This window comes from Pseudomonas sp. QTF5, from assembly GCF_000512695.2.
Taxonomy (GTDB): domain Bacteria; phylum Pseudomonadota; class Gammaproteobacteria; order Pseudomonadales; family Pseudomonadaceae; genus Aquipseudomonas.
On record NZ_AZRW02000001.1, the window covers coordinates 152,660 to 172,726 of the forward strand.

The window sequence follows — 20,067 nt, forward strand, 5'->3', positions numbered from 1 at the left end:
AACGGACCGGCGGATTTTTTCATGTATGATACGCGCCCCATTTCGTTGCCCGACTGTCCGAGAACACCCCATGCAGCTCTCTTCGCTCACTGCGGTTTCCCCTGTTGACGGCCGCTACGCCGGCAAAACCCAGGCCCTGCGCCCGATTTTCAGCGAATACGGTCTGATCCGTGCTCGCGTTCTGGTTGAAGTGCGCTGGCTCCAGCGCCTGGCCGCTCATCCTGCCATCAGCGAAGTGCCGGCGTTCTCCGCCGAAGCCAACGCGGTGCTGAACACCCTGGCTGAAAACTTCTCTCTGGAGCACGCCGAGCGTGTCAAAGAGATCGAGCGCACCACCAACCACGACGTCAAAGCCATTGAATACCTGCTCAAAGAGCAAGCGGCCAAGCTGCCAGAACTGGCTGCCGTCAGCGAATTCATCCACTTTGCCTGCACCAGCGAGGACATCAACAACCTGTCCCACGCCCTGATGCTGCGCGAAGGCCGTGATGATGTGATGCTGCCGCTGATGCGCCAGACTAGCGACGCCATTCGCGAGCTGGCCATCCGTTTCGCTGACGTGCCAATGCTGTCGCGCACCCACGGTCAACCGGCATCGCCGACCACTCTGGGCAAAGAGCTGGCGAACGTGGTTTACCGTCTGGAGCGTCAGATCGCTCAAGTCGCTGCCGTGCCGCTGCTGGGCAAAATCAACGGCGCTGTCGGCAACTACAACGCTCACCTGTCGGCCTACCCTGAGATCGACTGGGAAGCCAACGCCCGCGCCTTCATCGAAGACGAGCTGGGCCTGGGCTTCAACCCGTACACCACGCAGATCGAACCGCACGACTACATCGCCGAGCTGTTCGACGCGATCGCGCGCTTCAACACCATCCTGATCGACTTCGACCGCGACATCTGGGGCTACATCTCCCTGGGTTATTTCAAACAGCGCACCATCGCTGGCGAAATCGGTTCATCGACCATGCCGCACAAGGTCAACCCGATCGACTTCGAAAACTCCGAAGGCAACCTGGGCATCGCCAACGCACTGTTCCAGCACCTGGCGAGCAAGCTGCCGATCTCCCGCTGGCAGCGCGACCTGACCGACTCCACCGTACTGCGCAACCTCGGTGTCGGCTTCGCCCACAGCGTGATCGCATACGAAGCCAGCCTCAAAGGCATCAGCAAACTGGAGCTCAACGCTCAGAAAATCGCTGCTGACCTGGACGCCTGCTGGGAAGTATTGGCCGAGCCGATCCAGACCGTCATGCGTCGCTACAACATCGAAAACCCGTACGAGAAATTGAAAGAGTTGACCCGTGGCAAGGGCATCAGCCCTGAAGCGCTGCAAACTTTCATCGACGGCCTGGACATGCCAGCCGCGGCCAAGGCCGAGCTGAAACTGCTCACCCCGGCCAACTACATCGGCAACGCTGTAGCGCAAGCCAAACGCATCTGATCGACCGCTTTACCCGTTTGAGACGCCCGGCAGCGCCGGGCGTTTTTATTCCCGTCTGAAAAGTACTTTTTTTCAATAGGTTACACATGAATCCTGACATTCCTCTTCAACTTCTGGGCGGCATCACGGCGCGCGAATTCCTGCGTGACTACTGGCAGAAAAAACCCCTGCTGATCCGTCAGGCAATCCCTGATTTCGAAAGCCCGATCGACGCCGACGAACTGGCCGGCCTGGCGCTGGAAGAAGAAGTCGAATCACGCCTGGTGATCGAAAACGGCGAGCGTCCTTGGGAATTGCGTCGCGGCCCGTTCGCCGAAGACGAATTCAGCAAACTGCCGGAACGTGACTGGACCCTGCTGGTGCAAGCGGTTGACCAGTTCGTGCCGGAAGTCGCTGAGCTGCTGGAAAACTTCCGCTTCCTGCCAAGCTGGCGCGTCGACGACGTGATGATCAGCTTCGCCGCCCCGGGTGGCAGCGTAGGTCCGCACTTCGACAACTACGACGTGTTCCTGCTGCAGGGCCATGGCAAGCGCAACTGGAAAATCGGCCAGATGTGCGATTCCGAGAGCCCGTTGCTGCAACACGCCGACCTGCGCATCCTCGCTGATTTCGAAGCCACCGATGAGTGGGTTCTGGAACCGGGCGACATGCTCTACCTGCCGCCGCGCCTGGCCCACTGCGGCGTGGCCGTCGATGACTGCCTGACGTACTCGGTCGGTTTCCGCGCACCGAGCGCCGCTGAAGTGCTGACCCACTTCACCGATTTCCTCAGCCAGTTCCTGTCGGACGAAGAGCGTTACACCGACGCCGACGCCCTGCCGGCGGTCGATCCTCATCAGATCCAGCACGACGCCCTCGATCGCCTGAAAAGCCTGCTGGCCGAGCACATGAGCGACGAGCGCCTGCTGCTGACCTGGTTCGGCCAGTTCATGACCGAGCCGCGCTACCCGGAGCTGGTGGCTGGCCCGGAAGAAATCGAAGAAGACGACCTGCTCGCGAGCCTCGAGCAAGGCGCGGTGCTGATCCGCAACCCGAGCGCGCGCCTGGCCTGGTCGGAAGTCGATGACGACCTGCTGCTGTTCGCCAGCGGTCAGAGCCGTTATCTGCCGGGCAAGTTGCGCGAGCTGCTGAAGATGATTTGCGCCGCCGATGCGCTGCACGTCGACAATCTCGGCGACTGGCTCAGCGACGAAGACGGTCGCGGCCTGCTGTGCGAGCTGGTCAAGCAAGGCAGCCTGGGGTTTGCCGATGAATAAAATTCACGTACGTGTCGCAGACTGGCAAAAGGACAACGCCGAGATCCGGCGCATTCGTGAGACGGTGTTTGTCGCCGAGCAATCCGTTCCGCCTGAACTGGAATGGGATGCCGATGACGCTACGGCGGTGCATTTTCTGGCCTTCGAAGGCGACTTTCCGATTGGCACCGCCCGCCTGCTGCCCGATGGGCATATTGGCCGGGTATCGGTACTGAAGGACTGGCGCGGCTTGAAAGTCGGCGATGCGCTGATGCAAGCGGTGATCGGTGAAACCGAGGAACGCGGATTGAAGCAGCAGATGCTGAGCGCGCAAGTGCAGGCCACGGCGTTCTATGAGCGCCTGGGCTTCAGCATGGTCAGTGAGGAATTCCTGGAAGCCGGGATTCCGCATGTGGACATGGTGCGTCATTCGGCTTAATACCGAGTCGCACCCTTCGCGAGCAAGCCCGCTCCCACATTGGATCGGTGGTGTTGCTGCAATTTACGGCAACTCACAAATCCAATGTGGGAGCGGGCTTGCTCGCGAAGAGGCCATTAAGAACACCACAAAACGCCCCGCCATCCTCGGATGCCGGGGCGTTTTGCTGTCTACGATTCAACTTGCCCCACCGCAGGCCGACAAACTGGCAATATCAAGACTTTAAAGGCCGGAGATAACGGATATGTCCCTACGCACCTTGCTCACCACGCTGCTGCTGACCTGCAGTTTTTCGGTCATGGCCGCCACCGAGATCGTGCCCCTGAACTATCGCACCAGCGCCGACCTGCTGCCGGTGGCGCAGAATTTCATCGGCAAGGACGGTCAGGTCAGCGCCTATGGCAATCAGCTGATTGTCAACGCAGAACAACGCAAGATCGACGAACTTAAGGCCTTGATCAGCCAACTCGATGTGGCCGCCAAGCGCTTGCTGATCACCGTCGACACCAACGAAAACAACTTCCAGGGCGATCAGGGTTATTCGGTAAACGCTGCCAAGCCGAGCCAGAATCGCATCATCAACCGCAGCACCGACAGCCGTGACGGCGGCATCCAGCAGGTTCAGGCCAGTGAAGGCACACCGGCGCTGATCCAGGTCGGCCAGAGCGTGCCGCTGACCAGCACGCAGACCGACAGCTATGGCGACCTGCGCAGCCAGACCGAATACCGCAATGTCACCCAAGGCTTCTACGTCACCGCCAGCGTCACCGGCGACATCGTTCATCTGGCAATCAGTACCAACCGTGACCGGATGAGCCAGGAACGTCCCGATGTAGTGAACGTGCAAAGTACCGACACAACGGTCAGCGGCCGACTGGGCGAGTGGATCACCCTGGCCGGCGTAAATCGCCAGACTCAGGCCGACAAACAGGGCCTGACCCGCAGCTACTCGACTCAAGGCCGGGATGACATGACCCTACGGGTGAAAGTCGATGCGTTGGACTAAAGCACCAAAAACTGACTGATTAGTCGTATTAGACCAAAGATGTAGTGCCTGAAAAAAAGCACTACAAAACGTTTGACGAGCCAAAAAAGCAAAGGCATGATGGCCTCGCTCCCGCTAATCAGAGGCCCTGGCAAGGGCTTTCGAGTTGTTGTTCGCACCTACCCCGCGAGCCGATTCGTGTCTGTACCGCCCACAAGGCGTGTTTGACGAGGTTGCCGACTGGAACGAAGTTGTCCCGAGGGACGGAAGCGTAATTAGGTAACCCGGCTCCACACTGAAGTTCGCACCAAGGCCCACGACGCCCGAATGCGCTCGCCAGTTCGCCCTTACCTGCTCACTTCCCCTCGAGCCCATCGTTCATCCCGTCGCCGTCCCCGCCGAACCCGACTTGACCGCCTAAGCTTCTGGTCAGCGAGCAGCCTTTACGCCCCTTTAAAATGCGTTATTTGGCTGGAGCATGAATTTTCACCAAGAACGACTTTTTATCAAAGACGCGACGAGGTTTATCTCCATGGCACTGACACGCGAACAGCAAATTGCAGCCCTCGAAAAAGACTGGGCTGAAAACCCGCGCTGGAAAGGCGTGACACGCAATTACTCCGCTGCTGACGTCGTCCGTCTGCGTGGCTCGGTTCAACCTGAGCACACCTTTGCAAAAATGGGCGCCGAGAAGCTTTGGAACCTGGTGACCCAGGGTGCCAAGCCGTCCTTCCGTCCTGAGAAAGATTTCGTCAACTGCATGGGCGCCCTGACCGGCGGCCAGGCTGTACAACAAGTCAAGGCCGGCATCCAGGCGATCTACCTGTCGGGTTGGCAAGTGGCTGCGGACAACAACTCCGCCGAATCGATGTACCCGGATCAGTCGCTGTACCCGGTGGACTCGGTTCCGACCGTGGTCAAGCGCATCAACAACTCATTCCGTCGCGCTGACCAGATCCAGTGGAAAGCCGGCAAGAACCCGGGCGACGAAGGTTACATCGACTACTTCGCACCGATCGTGGCTGACGCTGAAGCCGGTTTCGGTGGCGTTCTGAACGCTTACGAACTGATGAAAAGCATGATCGAAGCAGGCGCCGCCGGCGTTCACTTCGAAGACCAATTGGCTTCCGTAAAAAAATGCGGCCACATGGGCGGCAAGGTACTGGTTCCTACCCAGGAAGCCGTACAGAAGCTGACCGCTGCTCGTCTGGCAGCTGACGTTGCCGGTACACCGACCATCATCCTGGCCCGTACCGACGCTAACGCAGCCGACTTGCTGACTTCCGACTGCGACCCGTATGACCAGCCATTCGTGACTGGCGAACGCACCCAGGAAGGTTTCTACAAAGTGCGCGCCGGTCTCGACCAGGCCATCGCTCGCGGTCTGGCCTACGCGCCGTTCGCCGATCTGATCTGGTGCGAAACCGCCAAGCCGGATCTGGACGAGGCTCGTCGCTTCGCCGAAGCAATCAAAAAGGAATACCCGGACCAACTGCTGTCGTACAACTGCTCGCCTTCCTTCAACTGGAAGAAAAACCTGGACGACGCGACCATCGCCAAGTTCCAGCGTGAACTGTCCGCCATGGGCTACAAGCACCAGTTCATCACCCTGGCCGGCATTCACAACATGTGGCACAGCATGTTCAACCTGGCGCACGACTACGCCCGCAACGACATGACTGCCTACGTGAAGCTGCAAGAGCAAGAGTTCGCTGACGCTTCCAAGGGTTACACCTTCGTGGCTCACCAGCAGGAAGTGGGCACCGGCTACTTCGACGACATGACCACCGTGATTCAAGGTGGCACGTCCTCAGTAACCGCGCTGACTGGTTCGACCGAAGAAGAACAGTTCCACTGATCTGCTTCGTTTAAGCAAACGGCCCTTGCGGACCGAATAAAAAGCTAACCGCAAAGCCGCCTATCTGACGCCCCGACTGGTTCGGGGCGTTTTTTTTCCTGCGATTTAACAAACACCGCAAAACCCTGTGGGAGCGGGCTTGCTCGCGAATGCGGTGGATCAATCGACATCAACGCTGAATGTCAGACCGCATTCGCGAGCAAGCCCGCTCCCACATTGACCGTAGTGACTCGGGCAAAAACATTGATCCAGAGCAATTTCACGCCCCGAAAAATCAGGTAAAACGACCGTGCTCGCTACTTGCAGTAACGCGCATATAAGACAACTTCCCAGCCACTCACCCGTTAAACAGTTTGAAAATCACGTCAAATAATATTGATTATCATTTAGCGATAACTATGTTCGTTACATTCCCTACAAAACATATTTGACAAAACCCCCGCTAATGCCCGAGCGGCATGGGCTACAGGACTTTGGAGGCACGCTATGTCCTTATTCTTGTAAATAATTTCGCTATCTGAATTTTACTTGCTCGGTGTTTAGCCATAAAATCACCGCGATTGATTGCTGCGACATATCGTCACTGCTTTGTTTCTTTTCAAGCTCAGAGACCTTTGCTCTCTGTTAAGGATTACCAGCATGCCCGAAGCGACCGGACTCATGGCCCACAACTGGGGCTTTGCCATTTTCCTTCTGGGTGTCGGCGGCCTTTGCGCCTTCATGCTCGGCGTCTCCAGCCTCCTCGGGTCAAAAGCCTGGGGTCGCAGCAAAAACGAACCGTTCGAGTCCGGCATGCTACCTACCGGTGGCGCCCGCTTGCGGCTCTCAGCCAAATTCTATCTGGTCGCGATGCTCTTCGTGATCTTCGATATCGAAGCCCTTTTTCTCTTTGCCTGGTCTGTGTCCGTCCGCGAAAGCGGCTGGACCGGATTCGTCGAAGCTCTCGTTTTCATAGCAATTCTGTTGGCAGGTCTTGTCTACCTATTCCGAGTGGGCGCCCTTGACTGGGCTCCGGAAGCTCGGCGCAAGCGGCAAGCGAAGCTGAAACAATGAGGCTTTGGCAATGCAATACAATCTCACCAGGATCGACCCCGATGCTCCTAACGAGCAGTATCCGATTGGCCAGCGGGAAACCGTTTCCGATCCGTTAGAAGATCAAGTCCACAAAAACATTTTCATGGGCAAGCTCGAAGACGTGCTCAACGGCACGATCAACTGGGGGCGCAAGAACTCCCTGTGGCCGTATAACTTCGGTCTTTCGTGCTGCTACGTGGAAATGACCACCGCCTTCACGGCGCCCCACGACATCGCGCGCTTTGGCGCCGAGGTTATCCGGGCATCGCCGCGTCAGGCGGATTTCATGGTTATCGCCGGTACCTGCTTCATCAAGATGGCGCCGATCATTCAGCGTCTCTACGAGCAAATGCTCGAGCCTAAATGGGTCATCTCCATGGGTTCGTGCGCCAACTCCGGTGGCATGTACGACATCTACTCCGTCGTTCAAGGGGTGGACAAGTTCCTGCCCGTGGACGTCTACGTGCCTGGCTGCCCGCCCCGCCCTGAAGCTTTTCTGCAAGGCTTGATGCTGTTGCAGGAGTCGATTGGCCAGGAGCGTCGCCCACTTTCCTGGGTCGTTGGTGATCAAGGCGTTTACCGCGCCGAGATGCCTTCGCAAAAGGAACAGCGCCGCGAACAGCGTATTCAGGTAACCAACCTGCGCAGCCCCGACGAAGTCTGATCCAGATCTGTTCTTACAAAGAAACGAGAAACTGGCTTCATTCTTTACGTTGACCGAAAGCGATAAATAACCATGACTACAGGCAGTGCTCTGTACATCCCGCCTTATAAGGCAGACGACCAGGATGTGGTCGTCGAACTGAACAATCGTTTTGGCCCGGAGGCGTTCACCGCCCAGCCGACCCGCACCGGCATGCCGGTGCTTTGGGTTGCCCGCGCCAAACTCGTCGAAGTCCTGACCTTCCTGCGCAACCTGCCCAAGCCGTACGTCATGCTCTATGACCTGCACGGCGTGGACGAGCGTCTGCGCACCAAGCGTCAAGGGCTGCCAAGCGGCGCCGACTTCACTGTGTTCTATCACTTGATGTCGATCGAACGTAATAGTGACGTAATGATCAAGGTCGCCTTGTCCGAGAGCGACCTCAGCGTGCCGACCGTTACCGGTCTCTGGCCGAACGCCAATTGGTACGAGCGTGAAGTGTGGGACATGTACGGCATCAACTTTGCCGGTCACCCGCACCTGACCCGCATCATGATGCCGCCGACCTGGGAAGGTCACCCGCTGCGCAAGGACTTCCCGGCCCGTGCCACCGAGTTCGACCCGTTCAGCCTGACCCTGGCCAAGCAACAGCTTGAGGAAGAAGCCGCGCGCTTCAAGCCTGAAGACTGGGGCATGAAGCGTTCCGGTGCGAACGAGGACTACATGTTCCTCAACCTCGGCCCGAACCACCCTTCCGCGCACGGTGCGTTCCGTATCATCCTGCAGCTGGACGGCGAAGAAATCGTCGACTGCGTGCCGGACGTCGGTTACCACCACCGTGGTGCCGAGAAGATGGCCGAGCGTCAGTCCTGGCACAGTTTCATTCCGTACACCGACCGTATCGACTACCTCGGCGGCGTGATGAACAACCTGCCGTACGTGCTCTCGGTCGAGAAGCTGGCCGGCATCAAGGTGCCCGAGAAGGTCGACGTCATCCGCATCATGATGGCCGAGTTCTTCCGGATCACCAGCCACTTGCTGTTCCTGGGGACTTACATCCAGGACGTCGGCGCCATGACCCCGGTGTTCTTCACCTTCACCGACCGTCAGAAGGCGTACACGGTGATCGAAGCCATCACCGGTTTCCGTCTGCACCCGGCCTGGTACCGCATCGGTGGCGTCGCCCACGACCTGCCGCGCGGCTGGGAAAAACTGGTCAAGGATTTCGTCGAGTGGATGCCCAAGCGTCTGGACGAATACCAGAAAGCCGCACTGGACAACAGCATCCTGCGTGGCCGGACCATTGGCGTCGCCGCCTACAACACCAAGGAAGCCCTGGAATGGGGCGTCACCGGTGCCGGCCTGCGTTCGACCGGTTGCGATTTCGACCTGCGTAAAGCTCGCCCTTACTCCGGCTACGAGAACTTCGAATTCGAAATCCCGCTGGCGGCCAATGGCGATGCCTACGACCGTTGCATCGTTCGCGTCGAAGAAATGCGCCAGAGCATCAAGATCATCGAGCAGTGCATGCGCAACATGCCGGAAGGCCCGTACAAGGCGGATCACCCGCTGACCACGCCGCCACCCAAAGAGCGCACGCTGCAGCACATCGAGACCTTGATCACGCACTTCCTGCAAGTTTCGTGGGGCCCGGTCATGCCGGCCAACGAATCCTTCCAGATGATCGAAGCGACCAAGGGCATCAACAGTTATTACCTGACGAGCGATGGCGGCACCATGAGCTACCGCACCCGGATTCGTACTCCAAGCTTCCCGCACCTGCAGCAGATCCCTTCGGTGATCAAAGGCAGCATGGTCGCGGACTTGATCGCGTACCTGGGTAGTATCGATTTCGTTATGGCCGACGTGGACCGCTAAGCATGAATAGCCCGCTTATCCAGACAGACCGTTTCGCCCTGAGCGAAACCGAGCGCTCGGCCATCGAGCATGAGCTGCATCACTACGAAGACCCGCGCGCGGCGTCGATCGAAGCCCTGAAGATCGTCCAGAAGGAACGTGGCTGGGTGCCTGACGGCGCGCTCTACGCCATCGGCGAGATCCTCGGCATCCCGGCCAGCGACGTTGAAGGGGTGGCGACGTTCTACAGCCAGATCTTCCGTCAGCCAGTGGGCCGTCACATCATTCGCGTCTGCGACAGCATGGTCTGCTACATCGGCGGCCACGAGTCGGTGGTCAGCGAAATCCAGAGCAAGCTGGGCATCGGCCTGGGTCAGACCACCGTCGACGGTCGTTTCACCCTGTTGCCGGTCTGCTGCCTCGGCAACTGCGACAAGGCGCCAGCGCTGATGATCGACGACGACACGTTCGGTGATGTGCAGCCTGCCGGCGTTGCCAAATTGCTCGAGGGCTACGTATGACCCTGACTTCCTTTGGTCCTGCCAACCGCATCAAGCGGTCGGCCGAGACTCACCCGCTCACTTGGCGTCTGCGTGACGACGGCGAAGCCGTATGGCTCGACGAGTACCAGGCCAAGAACGGTTACGCCGCTGCGCGCAAGGCCTTCGCCGACATGGGCCAGGACGACATCGTCCAGACCGTGAAAGATTCCGGCCTCAAGGGCCGCGGCGGTGCAGGCTTCCCCACGGGCGTGAAGTGGGGCCTGATGCCCAAGGACGAATCCATCAACATCCGCTACCTGCTGTGCAACGCGGATGAGATGGAGCCGAACACCTGGAAAGACCGCATGCTGATGGAGCAACTGCCCCATCTGCTGATCGAAGGCATGCTGATCAGTGCTCGCGCGCTGAAAACCTACCGTGGCTACATCTTCCTGCGTGGCGAATACACCACTGCCGCCAAGCACCTGAACCGTGCCGTGGAAGAAGCCAAGGCAGCAGGCCTGCTGGGTAAAAACATCCTGGGCAGCGGCTTCGATTTCGAGCTGTTTGTCCACACCGGTGCCGGGCGTTACATCTGCGGTGAAGAAACCGCACTGATCAACTCCCTCGAAGGCCGCCGCGCCAACCCGCGCTCCAAGCCGCCCTTCCCTGCCGCCGTAGGCGTGTGGGGCAAGCCGACTTGCGTGAACAACGTTGAAACCTTGTGCAACGTGCCGGCGATCATTGCCGACGGCGTGGACTGGTACAAATCGTTGGCCCGCGAAGGCAGCGAAGACATGGGCACCAAGCTCATGGGCTTCTCCGGCAAGGTCAAGAACCCTGGCCTGTGGGAATTGCCGTTCGGCGTCACCGCTCGCGAGCTGTTCGAAGACTACGCCGGCGGCATGCGCGACGGTTACAAACTCAAGTGCTGGCAGCCAGGCGGCGCCGGTACCGGTTTCCTGTTGCCGGAACACCTGGACGCACAAATGTATGCCGGCGGCATCGCCAAAGTGGGCACCCGTATGGGTACCGGCCTGGCCATGGCGGTGGACGACAGCGTCAACATGGTGTCCTTGCTGCGCAACATGGAAGAGTTCTTCTCCCGCGAATCCTGTGGCTTCTGCACCCCATGCCGTGACGGTCTGCCGTGGAGCGTCAAGCTGCTGCGCGCGATCGAGAACGGTGAAGGGCAAGCCGGCGATATCGAGACCCTGCTGGGTCTGGTCGGTTTCCTCGGCCCAGGCAAGACCTTCTGTGCACACGCACCGGGTGCCGTGGAGCCGTTGGGCAGCGCCATCAAATACTTCCGTCCAGAGTTCGAAGCCGGCATTGCGCCCACCAGCGCCGTCGTCCCGCCTCCGGCAAAGCCGATCGTAGTCGGCGCGTAAACGCTTAAAAAGGCGAAGGGTCCGTGCCCTTCGTCTTCTCGTGTGATGACGCCGTAAACGGCTGTGTTGATTCACGCGAATAACAAGATTCCATTAGCCACGCCCGCTGACACCGGGCCAACGAAGAACTTTGAACCATGGCCACTATCCACGTAGACGGCAAAGAGCTCGAAGTCGATGGGGCAGACAACCTGTTACAGGCATGTCTGTCGCTAGGCCTCGATATCCCTTATTTCTGCTGGCACCCAGCCCTTGGCAGCGTTGGCGCTTGCCGCCAGTGCGCGGTCAAGCAGTACACCGACGAGAACGACAAGCGTGGTCGGATCGTCATGTCCTGCATGACGCCAGCTACCGACGGCAGCTGGATCTCCATCGACGACGAAGAAGCGAAAGTGTTTCGCGCCAGCGTCGTTGAATGGCTGATGACCAACCACCCTCACGACTGCCCGGTCTGTGAGGAAGGCGGTCACTGCCACCTGCAAGACATGACGGTGATGACCGGCCACAACGAGCGCCGCTATCGCTTCACCAAGCGTACTCACCAGAACCAGCAACTGGGCCCGTTCATTTCCCACGAAATGAACCGCTGCATCGCCTGCTATCGCTGCGTGCGCTTCTATAAAGACTACGCTGGCGGCACCGATCTCGGTGTGTTTGGCGCCCACGACAACGTGTACTTCGGTCGCGTTGAAGACGGCACCCTGGAAAGCGAGTTCTCCGGCAACCTCACCGAGGTCTGCCCGACCGGTGTGTTCACCGACAAGACTCACTCCGAGCGCTACAACCGTAAGTGGGACATGCAGTTCTCGCCGAGCATCTGCCATGGCTGCTCCAGCGGTTGCAACATTTCTCCTGGCGAGCGTTACGGCGAACTGCGTCGCATCGAAAACCGTTTCAACGGTTCGGTGAACCAGTACTTCCTGTGCGACCGTGGCCGTTTCGGCTATGGCTACGTCAACCGCGAAGACCGCCCGCGTCAGCCACTGCTGGCCAACGGCGCCAAGCTGAGCCTCGACGAAGCGCTGGATAAAGCGGCTGACCTGCTGCGCGGTCGCAATATCGTCGGTATTGGTTCGCCGCGCGCCAGCCTCGAAAGCAACTACGCGTTGCTTGAACTGGTCGGCGCCGAGCACTTCTACTCCGGTATCGAAGCCGCTGAGCTTGAGCGCATTCGTCTGGTTGTGCAGGTGCTCAAAGACAGCCCGCTGCCGATCCCGAACATGCGCGACATTGAAGATCACGATGCGATTTTCGTCCTCGGCGAAGACCTGACCCAGACGGCTGCGCGCATGGCCCTGGCCCTGCGTCAATCGGTCAAGGGCAAGGCCGAAGACATGGCCGACGCCATGCGCGTTCAGCCGTGGCTCGATGCTGCGGTGAAGAACATCGGTCAGGACGCGCTGAACCCGCTGTTCATCGCCAGCCTGGCTGAAACCAAGCTCGACGACGTGGCTGAAGAATGCGTTCACGCAGCGCCAGACGACCTGGCCCGCATCGGTTTCGCCGTGGCTCACGCCCTCGATGCCAGCGCGCCGGCCGTTGAAGGCCTGGACGCTGAAGCCCTCGAATTGGCTCAGCGCATCGCCGACGCCCTGCTCGCTGCCAAGCGTCCATTGATCATTGCCGGCACCTCACTGGGTTCCAAGGCGCTGATCGAAGCCGCGGCGAACATCGCCAAGGCCCTGAAGTTGCGCGAGAAGAACGGTTCCATCAGCCTGATCGTGCCAGAGGCCAACAGCCTCGGCCTGGCCATGCTTGGTGGTGACTCGGTCGACGCAGCCCTGCAAGCGGTGATCGACGGCAAGGCGGACGCCATCGTCGTGCTGGAAAACGATCTGTACACCCGCACCGACAAAGCTAAGGTCGATGCTGCCCTGAACGCCGCGAAAGTGGTGATCGTGGCGGACCATCAAAAGACCGCCACCAGCGATCGCGCGCACCTGGTTCTGCCAGCGGCCAGCTTCGCTGAAGGCGACGGTACGCTGGTCAGCCAGGAAGGCCGCGCCCAGCGTTTCTTCCAGGTCTTCGACCCGACTTACCTCGACGCAAGCATTCTGGTTCACGAAGGCTGGCGCTGGCTGCATGCCCTGCGTTCGACCCTGCTGAACCAGCCGATCGACTGGACCCAACTGGACCACGTCACCGCTGCCGTTGCTGCGAGCAAACCGCAACTGGCGCGCATCGTCGATGCCGCACCGTCCGCCGCGTTCCGCATCAAAGGCCTGAAACTGGCTCGCGAACCGCTGCGTTACAGCGGCCGGACTGCCATGCGCGCCGACATCAGCGTGCACGAACCGCGTACTTCCCAGGACAACGACACTGCGTTCTCGTTCTCCATGGAAGGTTACTCGGGCTCGGTCGAGCCGCGTCAGCAAGTACCATTCGCCTGGTCTCCAGGCTGGAACTCGCCGCAAGCCTGGAACAAGTTCCAGGACGAAGTCGGTGGTCACCTCCGCGCTGGCGACCCGGGCACTCGCCTGATCGAAAGCACCGGTGATTCGCTGAACTGGTTCGCCAGTGTTCCGCGCGCGTTCAACCCGGCTCCGGGCACTTGGCAGGTCGTGCCGTTCTTCCACCTGTTCGGCAGCGAAGAGAACTCTTCCAAAGCCGCGCCGGTTCAAGAGCGCATTCCAGCCCCGTATCTGTCGCTGGCCAAGTCCGAAGCCGATCGTCTGGGTGTCAATGACGGTGCCCTGCTGAGCCTGAACGTGGCCGGCCAGACCTTGCGTCTGCCGCTGCGCATCAACGAAGAGCTGGGCGTCGGCCTGGTCGCATTGCCGGCCGGTATCGCTGGCATTCCGCCCGCGATCTTTGGCAAATCCGTTGACGGTCTGCAGGAGGCAGCGCTATGACCTGGTTCACTCCTGAAGTGATCGACGTAATCATCGCGGTCCTCAAGGCCATCGTGATTCTGCTCGCCGTGGTGGTGTGCGGCGCGCTGCTGAGCTGGGTCGAGCGTCGTCTGCTCGCCCTCTGGCAGGACCGTTACGGTCCGAACCGCGTCGGCCCGTTCGGCGCGTTCCAGATCGCTGCCGACATGATCAAGATGTTCTTCAAGGAAGACTGGACCCCGCCGTTCGCCGACAAAGTGATCTTCACGTTGGCGCCGGTCGTGGCCATGAGCGCCTTGCTGATTGCCTTCGCGATCATCCCGATCACCCCGACCTGGGGCGTGGCGGATATCAACATCGGCATCCTGTTCTTCTTCGCCATGGCGGGTCTGTCGGTCTACGCCGTGCTGTTCGCCGGCTGGTCGAGTAACAACAAGTTCGCCCTGTTGGGCAGCTTGCGGGCCTCGGCACAAACCGTGTCGTACGAAGTGTTCATGGGCCTGTCGCTGATGGGCATCGTGATCCAGGTCGGCTCGTTCAACATGCGCGACATCGTTGAATACCAGGCGCAGAACCTGTGGTTCGTCATTCCGCAGATCTTCGGTTTCCTGACCTTCTTCATCGCTGGCGTCGCCGTGACTCACCGTCACCCGTTCGACCAACCGGAAGCGGAACAGGAACTGGCCGACGGTTACCACATTGAATACGCCGGCATGAAATGGGGCATGTTCTTCGTCGGTGAATACATCGGCATCGTGCTGATTTCGGCGCTGCTGGTGACCTTGTTCTTCGGTGGCTGGCACGGTCCGTTCGGCATTCTGCCGCAGATCCCGTTCATCTGGTTCGCACTGAAAACCGCGTTCTTCATCATGTTCTTCATCCTGCTGCGCGCCTCGATTCCGCGCCCACGGTATGACCAAGTGATGGATTTCAGCTGGAAGTTCTGCCTGCCGCTGACCCTCGTCAACATGCTGGTGACCGCTGCGGTCGTGTTGCTCAACACGCCCGCCGTCGCGGCTCAGTGAGGATAGAGAATCATGAAGTACATTTTTGACATCGTGCATGGCTTCTTCACCCAGCTTCGCAGCCTGGTGATGATCTTCGGCCATGCCTTCCGCAAGCGCGATACGCTGCAGTACCCGGAAGAAGCCGTGTACCTGCCGCCGCGCTTCCGTGGGCGTATCGTGCTGACCCGCGACCCCGATGGCGAAGAGCGTTGTGTAGCCTGCAACCTGTGCGCCGTGGCGTGCCCGGTCGGTTGCATCTCGCTGCAGAAAGCTGAAACCGAAGACGGTCGCTGGTACCCGGAGTTTTTCCGTATCAACTTCTCGCGCTGCATTTTCTGCGGCCTCTGCGAGGAAGCCTGCCCGACCACCGCGATCCAGCTGACACCGGATTTCGAGATGGCCGAGTTCAAACGTCAGGACCTGGTGTACGAGAAAGAAGATCTGTTGATCTCCGGCCCCGGCAAAAACCCTGATTACAACTTCTATCGTGTTGCAGGTATGGCGATTGCCGGTAAGCCGAAAGGCTCCGCGCAGAATGAAGCCCAGCCGATCAACGTGAAGAGCTTGCTGCCTTAAGGAAGAAAGATGGAATTCGCTTTCTATTTCGCATCGGGTATCGCTGTTGTGTCCACGCTTCGCGTGATCACCAACACCAACCCTGTGCACGCCCTGCTCTACCTGATCATTTCGCTGATCGCCGTGGCCATGACCTTTTTCGCCCTCGGCGCGCCGTTCGCCGGTGTACTGGAAGTGATCGCCTACGCCGGCGCCATCATGGTGCTGTTCGTGTTCGTGGTGATGATGCTGAACCTGGGCCCGGCCTCGGTTCAGCAAGAGCGCGTCTGGCTCAAGCCCGGCATTTGGCTCGGCCCGGTCGCACTCGGTGCCCTGCTGCTGGCTGAACTGCTGTATGTGCTGTTCAGCGATGCCAGCGGTCAGGCCATCGGCCACACCACCGTAGACGCAAAGGCCGTGGGCATCAGCCTGTTCGGTCCGTATCTGCTGGTGGTCGAACTCGCCTCGATGCTGCTGCTCGCCGCAGCCGTCACGGCGTTCCACTTGGGCCGCAACGAAGCCAAGGAGCAATGACGATGCCTGCTATCCCTTTGGAGCATGGTCTGGCGGTCGCCGGCATCCTGTTCTGCCTCGGTCTGGTCGGCCTGATGGTCCGGCGCAACATTCTCTTCGTGCTGATGAGCCTGGAGGTCATGATGAATGCCTCCGCGTTGGCGTTCATCGTTGCCGGTAGTCGCTGGGCGCAGCCGGATGGACAGATCATGTTCATCCTGGTGATCAGCCTGGCAGCCGCCGAGGCCAGTATTGGCCTGGCGATTCTGTTGCAGCTGTATCGCCGCTTCCACACTCTCGATATCGACGCTGCCAGCGAGATGCGCGGATGAACCTTCTCTATCTGACTTTCGTATTCCCTCTCATAGGTTTCCTGCTGCTGTCGTTCTCACGCGGTCGCTGGTCGGAAAACCTTTCGGCGCTGATCGGCGTCGGCTCCATTGGCCTGTCGGCAATCGTCACTGCTTACATAATCTGGCAGTTCAACGTTGCGCCCCCTGAAGGCGGTCACTACACCCAAGTGTTGTGGCAGTGGATGGCGGTGGAAGGCTTCACGCCGAACTTCGCGCTGTACCTGGATGGTCTGTCACTGACCATGCTCGGTGTGGTGGTTGGTGTGGGCTTTCTGATCCACCTGTTCGCGTCCTGGTACATGCGCGGTGAAGCCGGTTACTCGCGCTTCTTTGCCTACACCAACCTGTTTATCGCCAGCATGCTGTTCCTGGTCCTGGCCGATAACCTGCTGTTCGTGTACTTCGGCTGGGAAGGCGTGGGCCTGTGCTCGTACCTGTTGATCGGTTTCTACTACAGCAACCGCAACAACGGTAACGCAGCACTCAAAGCCTTCATCGTGACCCGCGTCGGCGACGTGTTCATGGCCATCGGCCTGTTCATCCTGTTCCAACAGTTGGGCACACTGAACATCCAGGAACTGCTGGTCAAGGCGCCTGAGCACTTCAAGGCCGGCGACTTCTGGATCGTTCTGGCGACCCTGATGCTGCTGGGCGGCGCTGTCGGTAAATCCGCGCAACTGCCGCTGCAAACCTGGCTGGCGGATGCGATGGCCGGCCCTACTCCGGTTTCGGCATTGATCCACGCCGCGACCATGGTAACCGCCGGTGTCTACCTGATCGCCCGTACCCACGGTCTGTTCGCCCTGGCGCCGGACATCCTGCACCTGGTGGGTGTGGTCGGTGGCGTGACGCTGGTGCTGGCAGGTTTTGCGGCACTGGTGCAGACCGACATCAAACGTATCCTCGCCTACTCGACCATGAGCCAGATCGGCTACATGTTCCTGGCCCTGGGCGTAGGTGCCTGGGACGGCGCGATCTTCCACCTGATGACCCACGCCTTCTTCAAGGCGCTGTTGTTCCTTGCATCCGGTGCGGTGATCGTTGCCTGCCACCACGAGCAGAACATCTTCAAGATGGGCGGTCTGTGGAAGAAACTGCCACTGGCCTACGCCAGCTTCATCGTCGGCGGCGCGGCCCTGGCGGCCTTGCCTCTGGTGACCGCGGGCTTCTACTCCAAGGATGAAATCCTCTGGGAAGCGTTCGCCAGCGGTAACCAGGGTCTGCTTTATGCAGGTCTGGTCGGTGCCTTCATGACCTCGCTGTACACCTTCCGCCTGATCTTCATCGCATTCCACGGTGAAGCGAAGACCGAAGCGCACGCCGGTCACGGCATTGCTCACTGGCTGCCACTGTCGGTGCTGATCGTTCTGTCGACGTTTGTCGGCGCGATGATCGTTCCGCCGCTGCACGGTGTACTGCCACAAAGCGTCGGCCATGCCGGCGGCGACGCCAAGCACAGTCTGGAAATCGCCTCGGGCGCCATCGCCCTGGCCGGTATCCTGCTGGCCGCGTTGCTGTTCCTCGGCAAGCGCCGCTTCGTCACCGCCATCGCCAACAGCGGCGTCGGCCGCTTCCTTTCGGCCTGGTGGTTCGCTGCCTGGGGCTTCGACTGGATCTACGACAAACTGTTCGTCAAGCCTTACCTTGCGATCAGCCACATTCTGCGCAAAGACCCGCTCGACCAGACCATCGGTTTGATCCCGCGTATGGCCAAAGGCGGTCACACCGCCCTGAGCCGCACCGAGACCGGTCAATTGCGTTGGTATGCCGCCTCGATGGCTGCTGGTGCCGTGCTGGTAATCGGCGCCGTCGTGCTGGTAGCGGTCTGATATGAACCTTGCGAACTTGCGAAAGGAAACGAGCCCGTCATGATTCTGCCCTGGCTAATCCTGATCCCCTTCATCGGCGGCCTGCTGTGCTGGATGGGTGAGCGCTTCGGCGCCACCCTCCCCCGCTGGATTGCGCTGATCACCATGTCCCTGCTGCTCTCCCTCGGCCTCTGGCTGTGGGCCAACGGTGACTATTCATTTGCCCCGGCGCCTGGCGCCGACCCGACCTGGGCGCTTGAGTTCAAGCACGTCTGGATCCAGCGCTTCGGCATCAACGTGCACCTGGCCCTCGACGGCCTGTCGCTGTTGATGATCCTGCTGACCGGTCTGCTGGGTGTCCTCTCGGTACTCTGCTCGTGGAAAGAGATCCAGCGTCACGTGGGCTTCTTCCACCTGAACCTGATGTGGATCCTGGGCGGTGTCGTCGGCGTGTTCCTCGCCCTCGACCTGTTCATGTTCTTCTTCTTCTGGGAAATGATGCTGGTGCCGATGTACTTCCTCATCGCGCTCTGGGGTCACAGTTCTTCGGACGGCAAGAAAACCCGGATCTACGCGGCGACCAAGTTCTTCATCTTCACTCAGGCTTCCGGCCTGATCATGCTGGTGGCGATCCTGGGTCTGGTACTGGTCAACTTCAACGACACCGGCGTGATTACCTTCAACTACGCCGACCTGTTGAAGACCAAGATGTCGATGACCACCGAGTACATTCTGATGCTCGGCTTCTTCATCGCCTTCGCGGTCAAGCTGCCCGTTGTGCCGTTCCACTCCTGGTTGCCTGACGCTCACGCCCAGGCACCGACCGCGGGTTCCGTGGACCTGGCCGGTATCTTGTTGAAGACTGCGGCGTATGGCCTGCTGCGTTTCGCCCTGCCGCTGTTCCCGAATGCCTCGGCCGAGTTCGCGCCGTTCGCCATGGCCCTGGGTCTGATCGGGATTTTCTACGGTGCGTTCCTGGCCTTTGCGCAAACCGACATCAAGCGTCTGATCGCCTTCTCGTCCGTTTCCCACATGGGCTTCGTGCTGATCGGCATCTACTCCGGCAGCCAACTGGCGCTGCAGGGTGCGGTGATGCAGATGCTGGCGCACGGTCTGTCGGCCGCGGCACTCTTTATCCTCTCCGGTCAGTTGTACGAGCGCACTCATACCCGTGATATGCGCGAGATGGGTGGCCTGTGGTCGAAGATTGCCTACCTGCCAGCCCTCAGCCTGTTCTTCGCCGCCGCGTCGCTGGGCTTGCCGGCGACCGGTAACTTTGTCGGTGAGTTCCTGATCCTGATCGGCACCTTCGCCAGCGCTCCATGGATCACCGTGATCGCGACGTCCGGCCTGGTGTTCGGTTCGGTCTACTCGCTGATCATGGTCCACCGTGCCTTCTTCGGCCCGTCGAAATCGGACGCGGTGCTGCATGGCATGGACGGTCGCGAACTGATCATGGTGGTTGGACTTGCGGCGCTGCTGATCTACATCGGCGTGTACCCGCAACCGTTCCTCGATACCTCTGCCGCGACGATGCATGGCGTGCAGCAGTGGCTCGGCACCGCCTTCACTCAACTCGCTTCGGCCCGGTAAGA

General features: G+C 59.9%; 17 protein-coding genes. All 17 read left to right on the forward strand.

Translation table 11 applies throughout. The features are described 5' to 3' along the window. Positions 1–70: 70 nt before the first annotated feature. The 17 genes from purB to nuoM all read left to right on the forward strand — a co-directional run bounded on the left by purB (position 71) and on the right by nuoM (position 20,065). Entirely contained in the window at positions 71–1,441 is a 1,371-nt protein-coding gene (gene purB / locus IC37_RS00835; protein ID WP_030130924.1) for an adenylosuccinate lyase, read from the forward strand. Between the two features lie 86 nt (positions 1,442–1,527). Continuing rightward, entirely contained in the window at positions 1,528–2,697 is a 1,170-nt protein-coding gene (locus IC37_RS00840) for a cupin domain-containing protein (protein ID WP_030130923.1), read from the forward strand. Then, complete coding sequence (locus IC37_RS00845; RefSeq protein WP_030130922.1) at positions 2,690–3,115, forward strand: GNAT family N-acetyltransferase; 426 nt, start codon at positions 2,690–2,692, stop codon at positions 3,113–3,115. The genes IC37_RS00840 and IC37_RS00845 overlap by 8 nt, the downstream gene beginning before the upstream one ends. 244 nt (positions 3,116–3,359) lie before the next feature. Further along, positions 3,360–4,121: a secretin N-terminal domain-containing protein gene (locus tag IC37_RS00850; protein ID WP_030130921.1), complete on the forward strand. Its 762-nt coding sequence runs from the start codon at positions 3,360–3,362 to the stop codon at positions 4,119–4,121. Positions 4,122–4,632: 511 nt separating this feature from the next. After that, complete coding sequence (gene aceA / locus IC37_RS00855) at positions 4,633–5,958, forward strand: isocitrate lyase (RefSeq protein ID WP_030130920.1); 1,326 nt, start codon at positions 4,633–4,635, stop codon at positions 5,956–5,958. Between the two features lie 639 nt (positions 5,959–6,597). Next, the gene (locus IC37_RS00860) at positions 6,598–7,011 is read left to right on the forward strand and encodes an NADH-quinone oxidoreductase subunit A (RefSeq protein WP_007905050.1); all 414 of its coding nucleotides are present in this window, start codon (positions 6,598–6,600) and stop codon (positions 7,009–7,011) included. A 10-nt stretch (positions 7,012–7,021) separates the two neighbouring features. After that, the gene (locus IC37_RS00865) at positions 7,022–7,696 is read left to right on the forward strand and encodes an NADH-quinone oxidoreductase subunit B family protein (protein ID WP_007940869.1); all 675 of its coding nucleotides are present in this window, start codon (positions 7,022–7,024) and stop codon (positions 7,694–7,696) included. A 72-nt stretch (positions 7,697–7,768) separates the two neighbouring features. Further along, positions 7,769–9,553, forward strand: a complete 1,785-nt coding sequence (gene nuoC, locus IC37_RS00870) for an NADH-quinone oxidoreductase subunit C/D (protein WP_007905056.1) — start codon at positions 7,769–7,771, stop codon at positions 9,551–9,553. A 2-nt stretch (positions 9,554–9,555) separates the two neighbouring features. Beyond that, complete coding sequence (nuoE, locus tag IC37_RS00875) at positions 9,556–10,053, forward strand: NADH-quinone oxidoreductase subunit NuoE (protein ID WP_030130919.1); 498 nt, start codon at positions 9,556–9,558, stop codon at positions 10,051–10,053. After that, entirely contained in the window at positions 10,050–11,405 is a 1,356-nt protein-coding gene (nuoF, locus tag IC37_RS00880; RefSeq protein WP_030130918.1) for an NADH-quinone oxidoreductase subunit NuoF, read from the forward strand. Before nuoE ends, nuoF begins: the two co-directional genes overlap by 4 nt. 137 nt (positions 11,406–11,542) lie before the next feature. Continuing rightward, a complete protein-coding gene (gene nuoG, locus IC37_RS00885; RefSeq protein ID WP_030130917.1) occupies positions 11,543–14,257 on the forward strand; it encodes an NADH-quinone oxidoreductase subunit NuoG in 2,715 nt (904 codons plus the stop codon). After that, positions 14,254–15,261, forward strand: a complete 1,008-nt coding sequence (nuoH, locus tag IC37_RS00890) for an NADH-quinone oxidoreductase subunit NuoH (RefSeq protein WP_008014900.1) — start codon at positions 14,254–14,256, stop codon at positions 15,259–15,261. The genes nuoG and nuoH overlap by 4 nt, the downstream gene beginning before the upstream one ends. A 12-nt stretch (positions 15,262–15,273) precedes the next feature. Then, positions 15,274–15,819: an NADH-quinone oxidoreductase subunit NuoI gene (nuoI, locus tag IC37_RS00895; RefSeq protein ID WP_218244332.1), complete on the forward strand. Its 546-nt coding sequence runs from the start codon at positions 15,274–15,276 to the stop codon at positions 15,817–15,819. A 9-nt stretch (positions 15,820–15,828) separates the two neighbouring features. After that, a complete protein-coding gene (gene nuoJ, locus IC37_RS00900; RefSeq protein WP_030130915.1) occupies positions 15,829–16,332 on the forward strand; it encodes an NADH-quinone oxidoreductase subunit J in 504 nt (167 codons plus the stop codon). Positions 16,333–16,334: 2 nt separating this feature from the next. Continuing rightward, positions 16,335–16,643, forward strand: a complete 309-nt coding sequence (nuoK, locus tag IC37_RS00905; RefSeq protein ID WP_007940879.1) for an NADH-quinone oxidoreductase subunit NuoK — start codon at positions 16,335–16,337, stop codon at positions 16,641–16,643. Next, entirely contained in the window at positions 16,640–18,493 is a 1,854-nt protein-coding gene (nuoL, locus tag IC37_RS00910; RefSeq protein ID WP_030130914.1) for an NADH-quinone oxidoreductase subunit L, read from the forward strand. Before nuoK ends, nuoL begins: the two co-directional genes overlap by 4 nt. 39 nt (positions 18,494–18,532) lie before the next feature. Next, positions 18,533–20,065: an NADH-quinone oxidoreductase subunit M gene (nuoM, locus tag IC37_RS00915; protein ID WP_030130913.1), complete on the forward strand. Its 1,533-nt coding sequence runs from the start codon at positions 18,533–18,535 to the stop codon at positions 20,063–20,065. Positions 20,066–20,067 lie beyond the last annotated feature (2 nt).

Coding starts and splice junctions, on each gene's coding strand:
- purB (WP_030130924.1), top strand. CDS start 71: ATGCAGCTCTCTTCGCTCACTGCGGTTTCCCCTGTTGACGGCCGCTAC.
- IC37_RS00840 (WP_030130923.1), top strand. CDS start 1,528: ATGAATCCTGACATTCCTCTTCAACTTCTGGGCGGCATCACGGCGCGC.
- IC37_RS00845 (WP_030130922.1), top strand. CDS start 2,690: ATGAATAAAATTCACGTACGTGTCGCAGACTGGCAAAAGGACAACGCC.
- IC37_RS00850 (WP_030130921.1), top strand. CDS start 3,360: ATGTCCCTACGCACCTTGCTCACCACGCTGCTGCTGACCTGCAGTTTT.
- aceA (WP_030130920.1), top strand. CDS start 4,633: ATGGCACTGACACGCGAACAGCAAATTGCAGCCCTCGAAAAAGACTGG.
- IC37_RS00860 (WP_007905050.1), top strand. CDS start 6,598: ATGCCCGAAGCGACCGGACTCATGGCCCACAACTGGGGCTTTGCCATT.
- IC37_RS00865 (WP_007940869.1), top strand. CDS start 7,022: ATGCAATACAATCTCACCAGGATCGACCCCGATGCTCCTAACGAGCAG.
- nuoC (WP_007905056.1), top strand. CDS start 7,769: ATGACTACAGGCAGTGCTCTGTACATCCCGCCTTATAAGGCAGACGAC.
- nuoE (WP_030130919.1), top strand. CDS start 9,556: ATGAATAGCCCGCTTATCCAGACAGACCGTTTCGCCCTGAGCGAAACC.
- nuoF (WP_030130918.1), top strand. CDS start 10,050: ATGACCCTGACTTCCTTTGGTCCTGCCAACCGCATCAAGCGGTCGGCC.
- nuoG (WP_030130917.1), top strand. CDS start 11,543: ATGGCCACTATCCACGTAGACGGCAAAGAGCTCGAAGTCGATGGGGCA.
- nuoH (WP_008014900.1), top strand. CDS start 14,254: ATGACCTGGTTCACTCCTGAAGTGATCGACGTAATCATCGCGGTCCTC.
- nuoI (WP_218244332.1), top strand. CDS start 15,274: ATGAAGTACATTTTTGACATCGTGCATGGCTTCTTCACCCAGCTTCGC.
- nuoJ (WP_030130915.1), top strand. CDS start 15,829: ATGGAATTCGCTTTCTATTTCGCATCGGGTATCGCTGTTGTGTCCACG.
- nuoK (WP_007940879.1), top strand. CDS start 16,335: ATGCCTGCTATCCCTTTGGAGCATGGTCTGGCGGTCGCCGGCATCCTG.
- nuoL (WP_030130914.1), top strand. CDS start 16,640: ATGAACCTTCTCTATCTGACTTTCGTATTCCCTCTCATAGGTTTCCTG.
- nuoM (WP_030130913.1), top strand. CDS start 18,533: ATGATTCTGCCCTGGCTAATCCTGATCCCCTTCATCGGCGGCCTGCTG.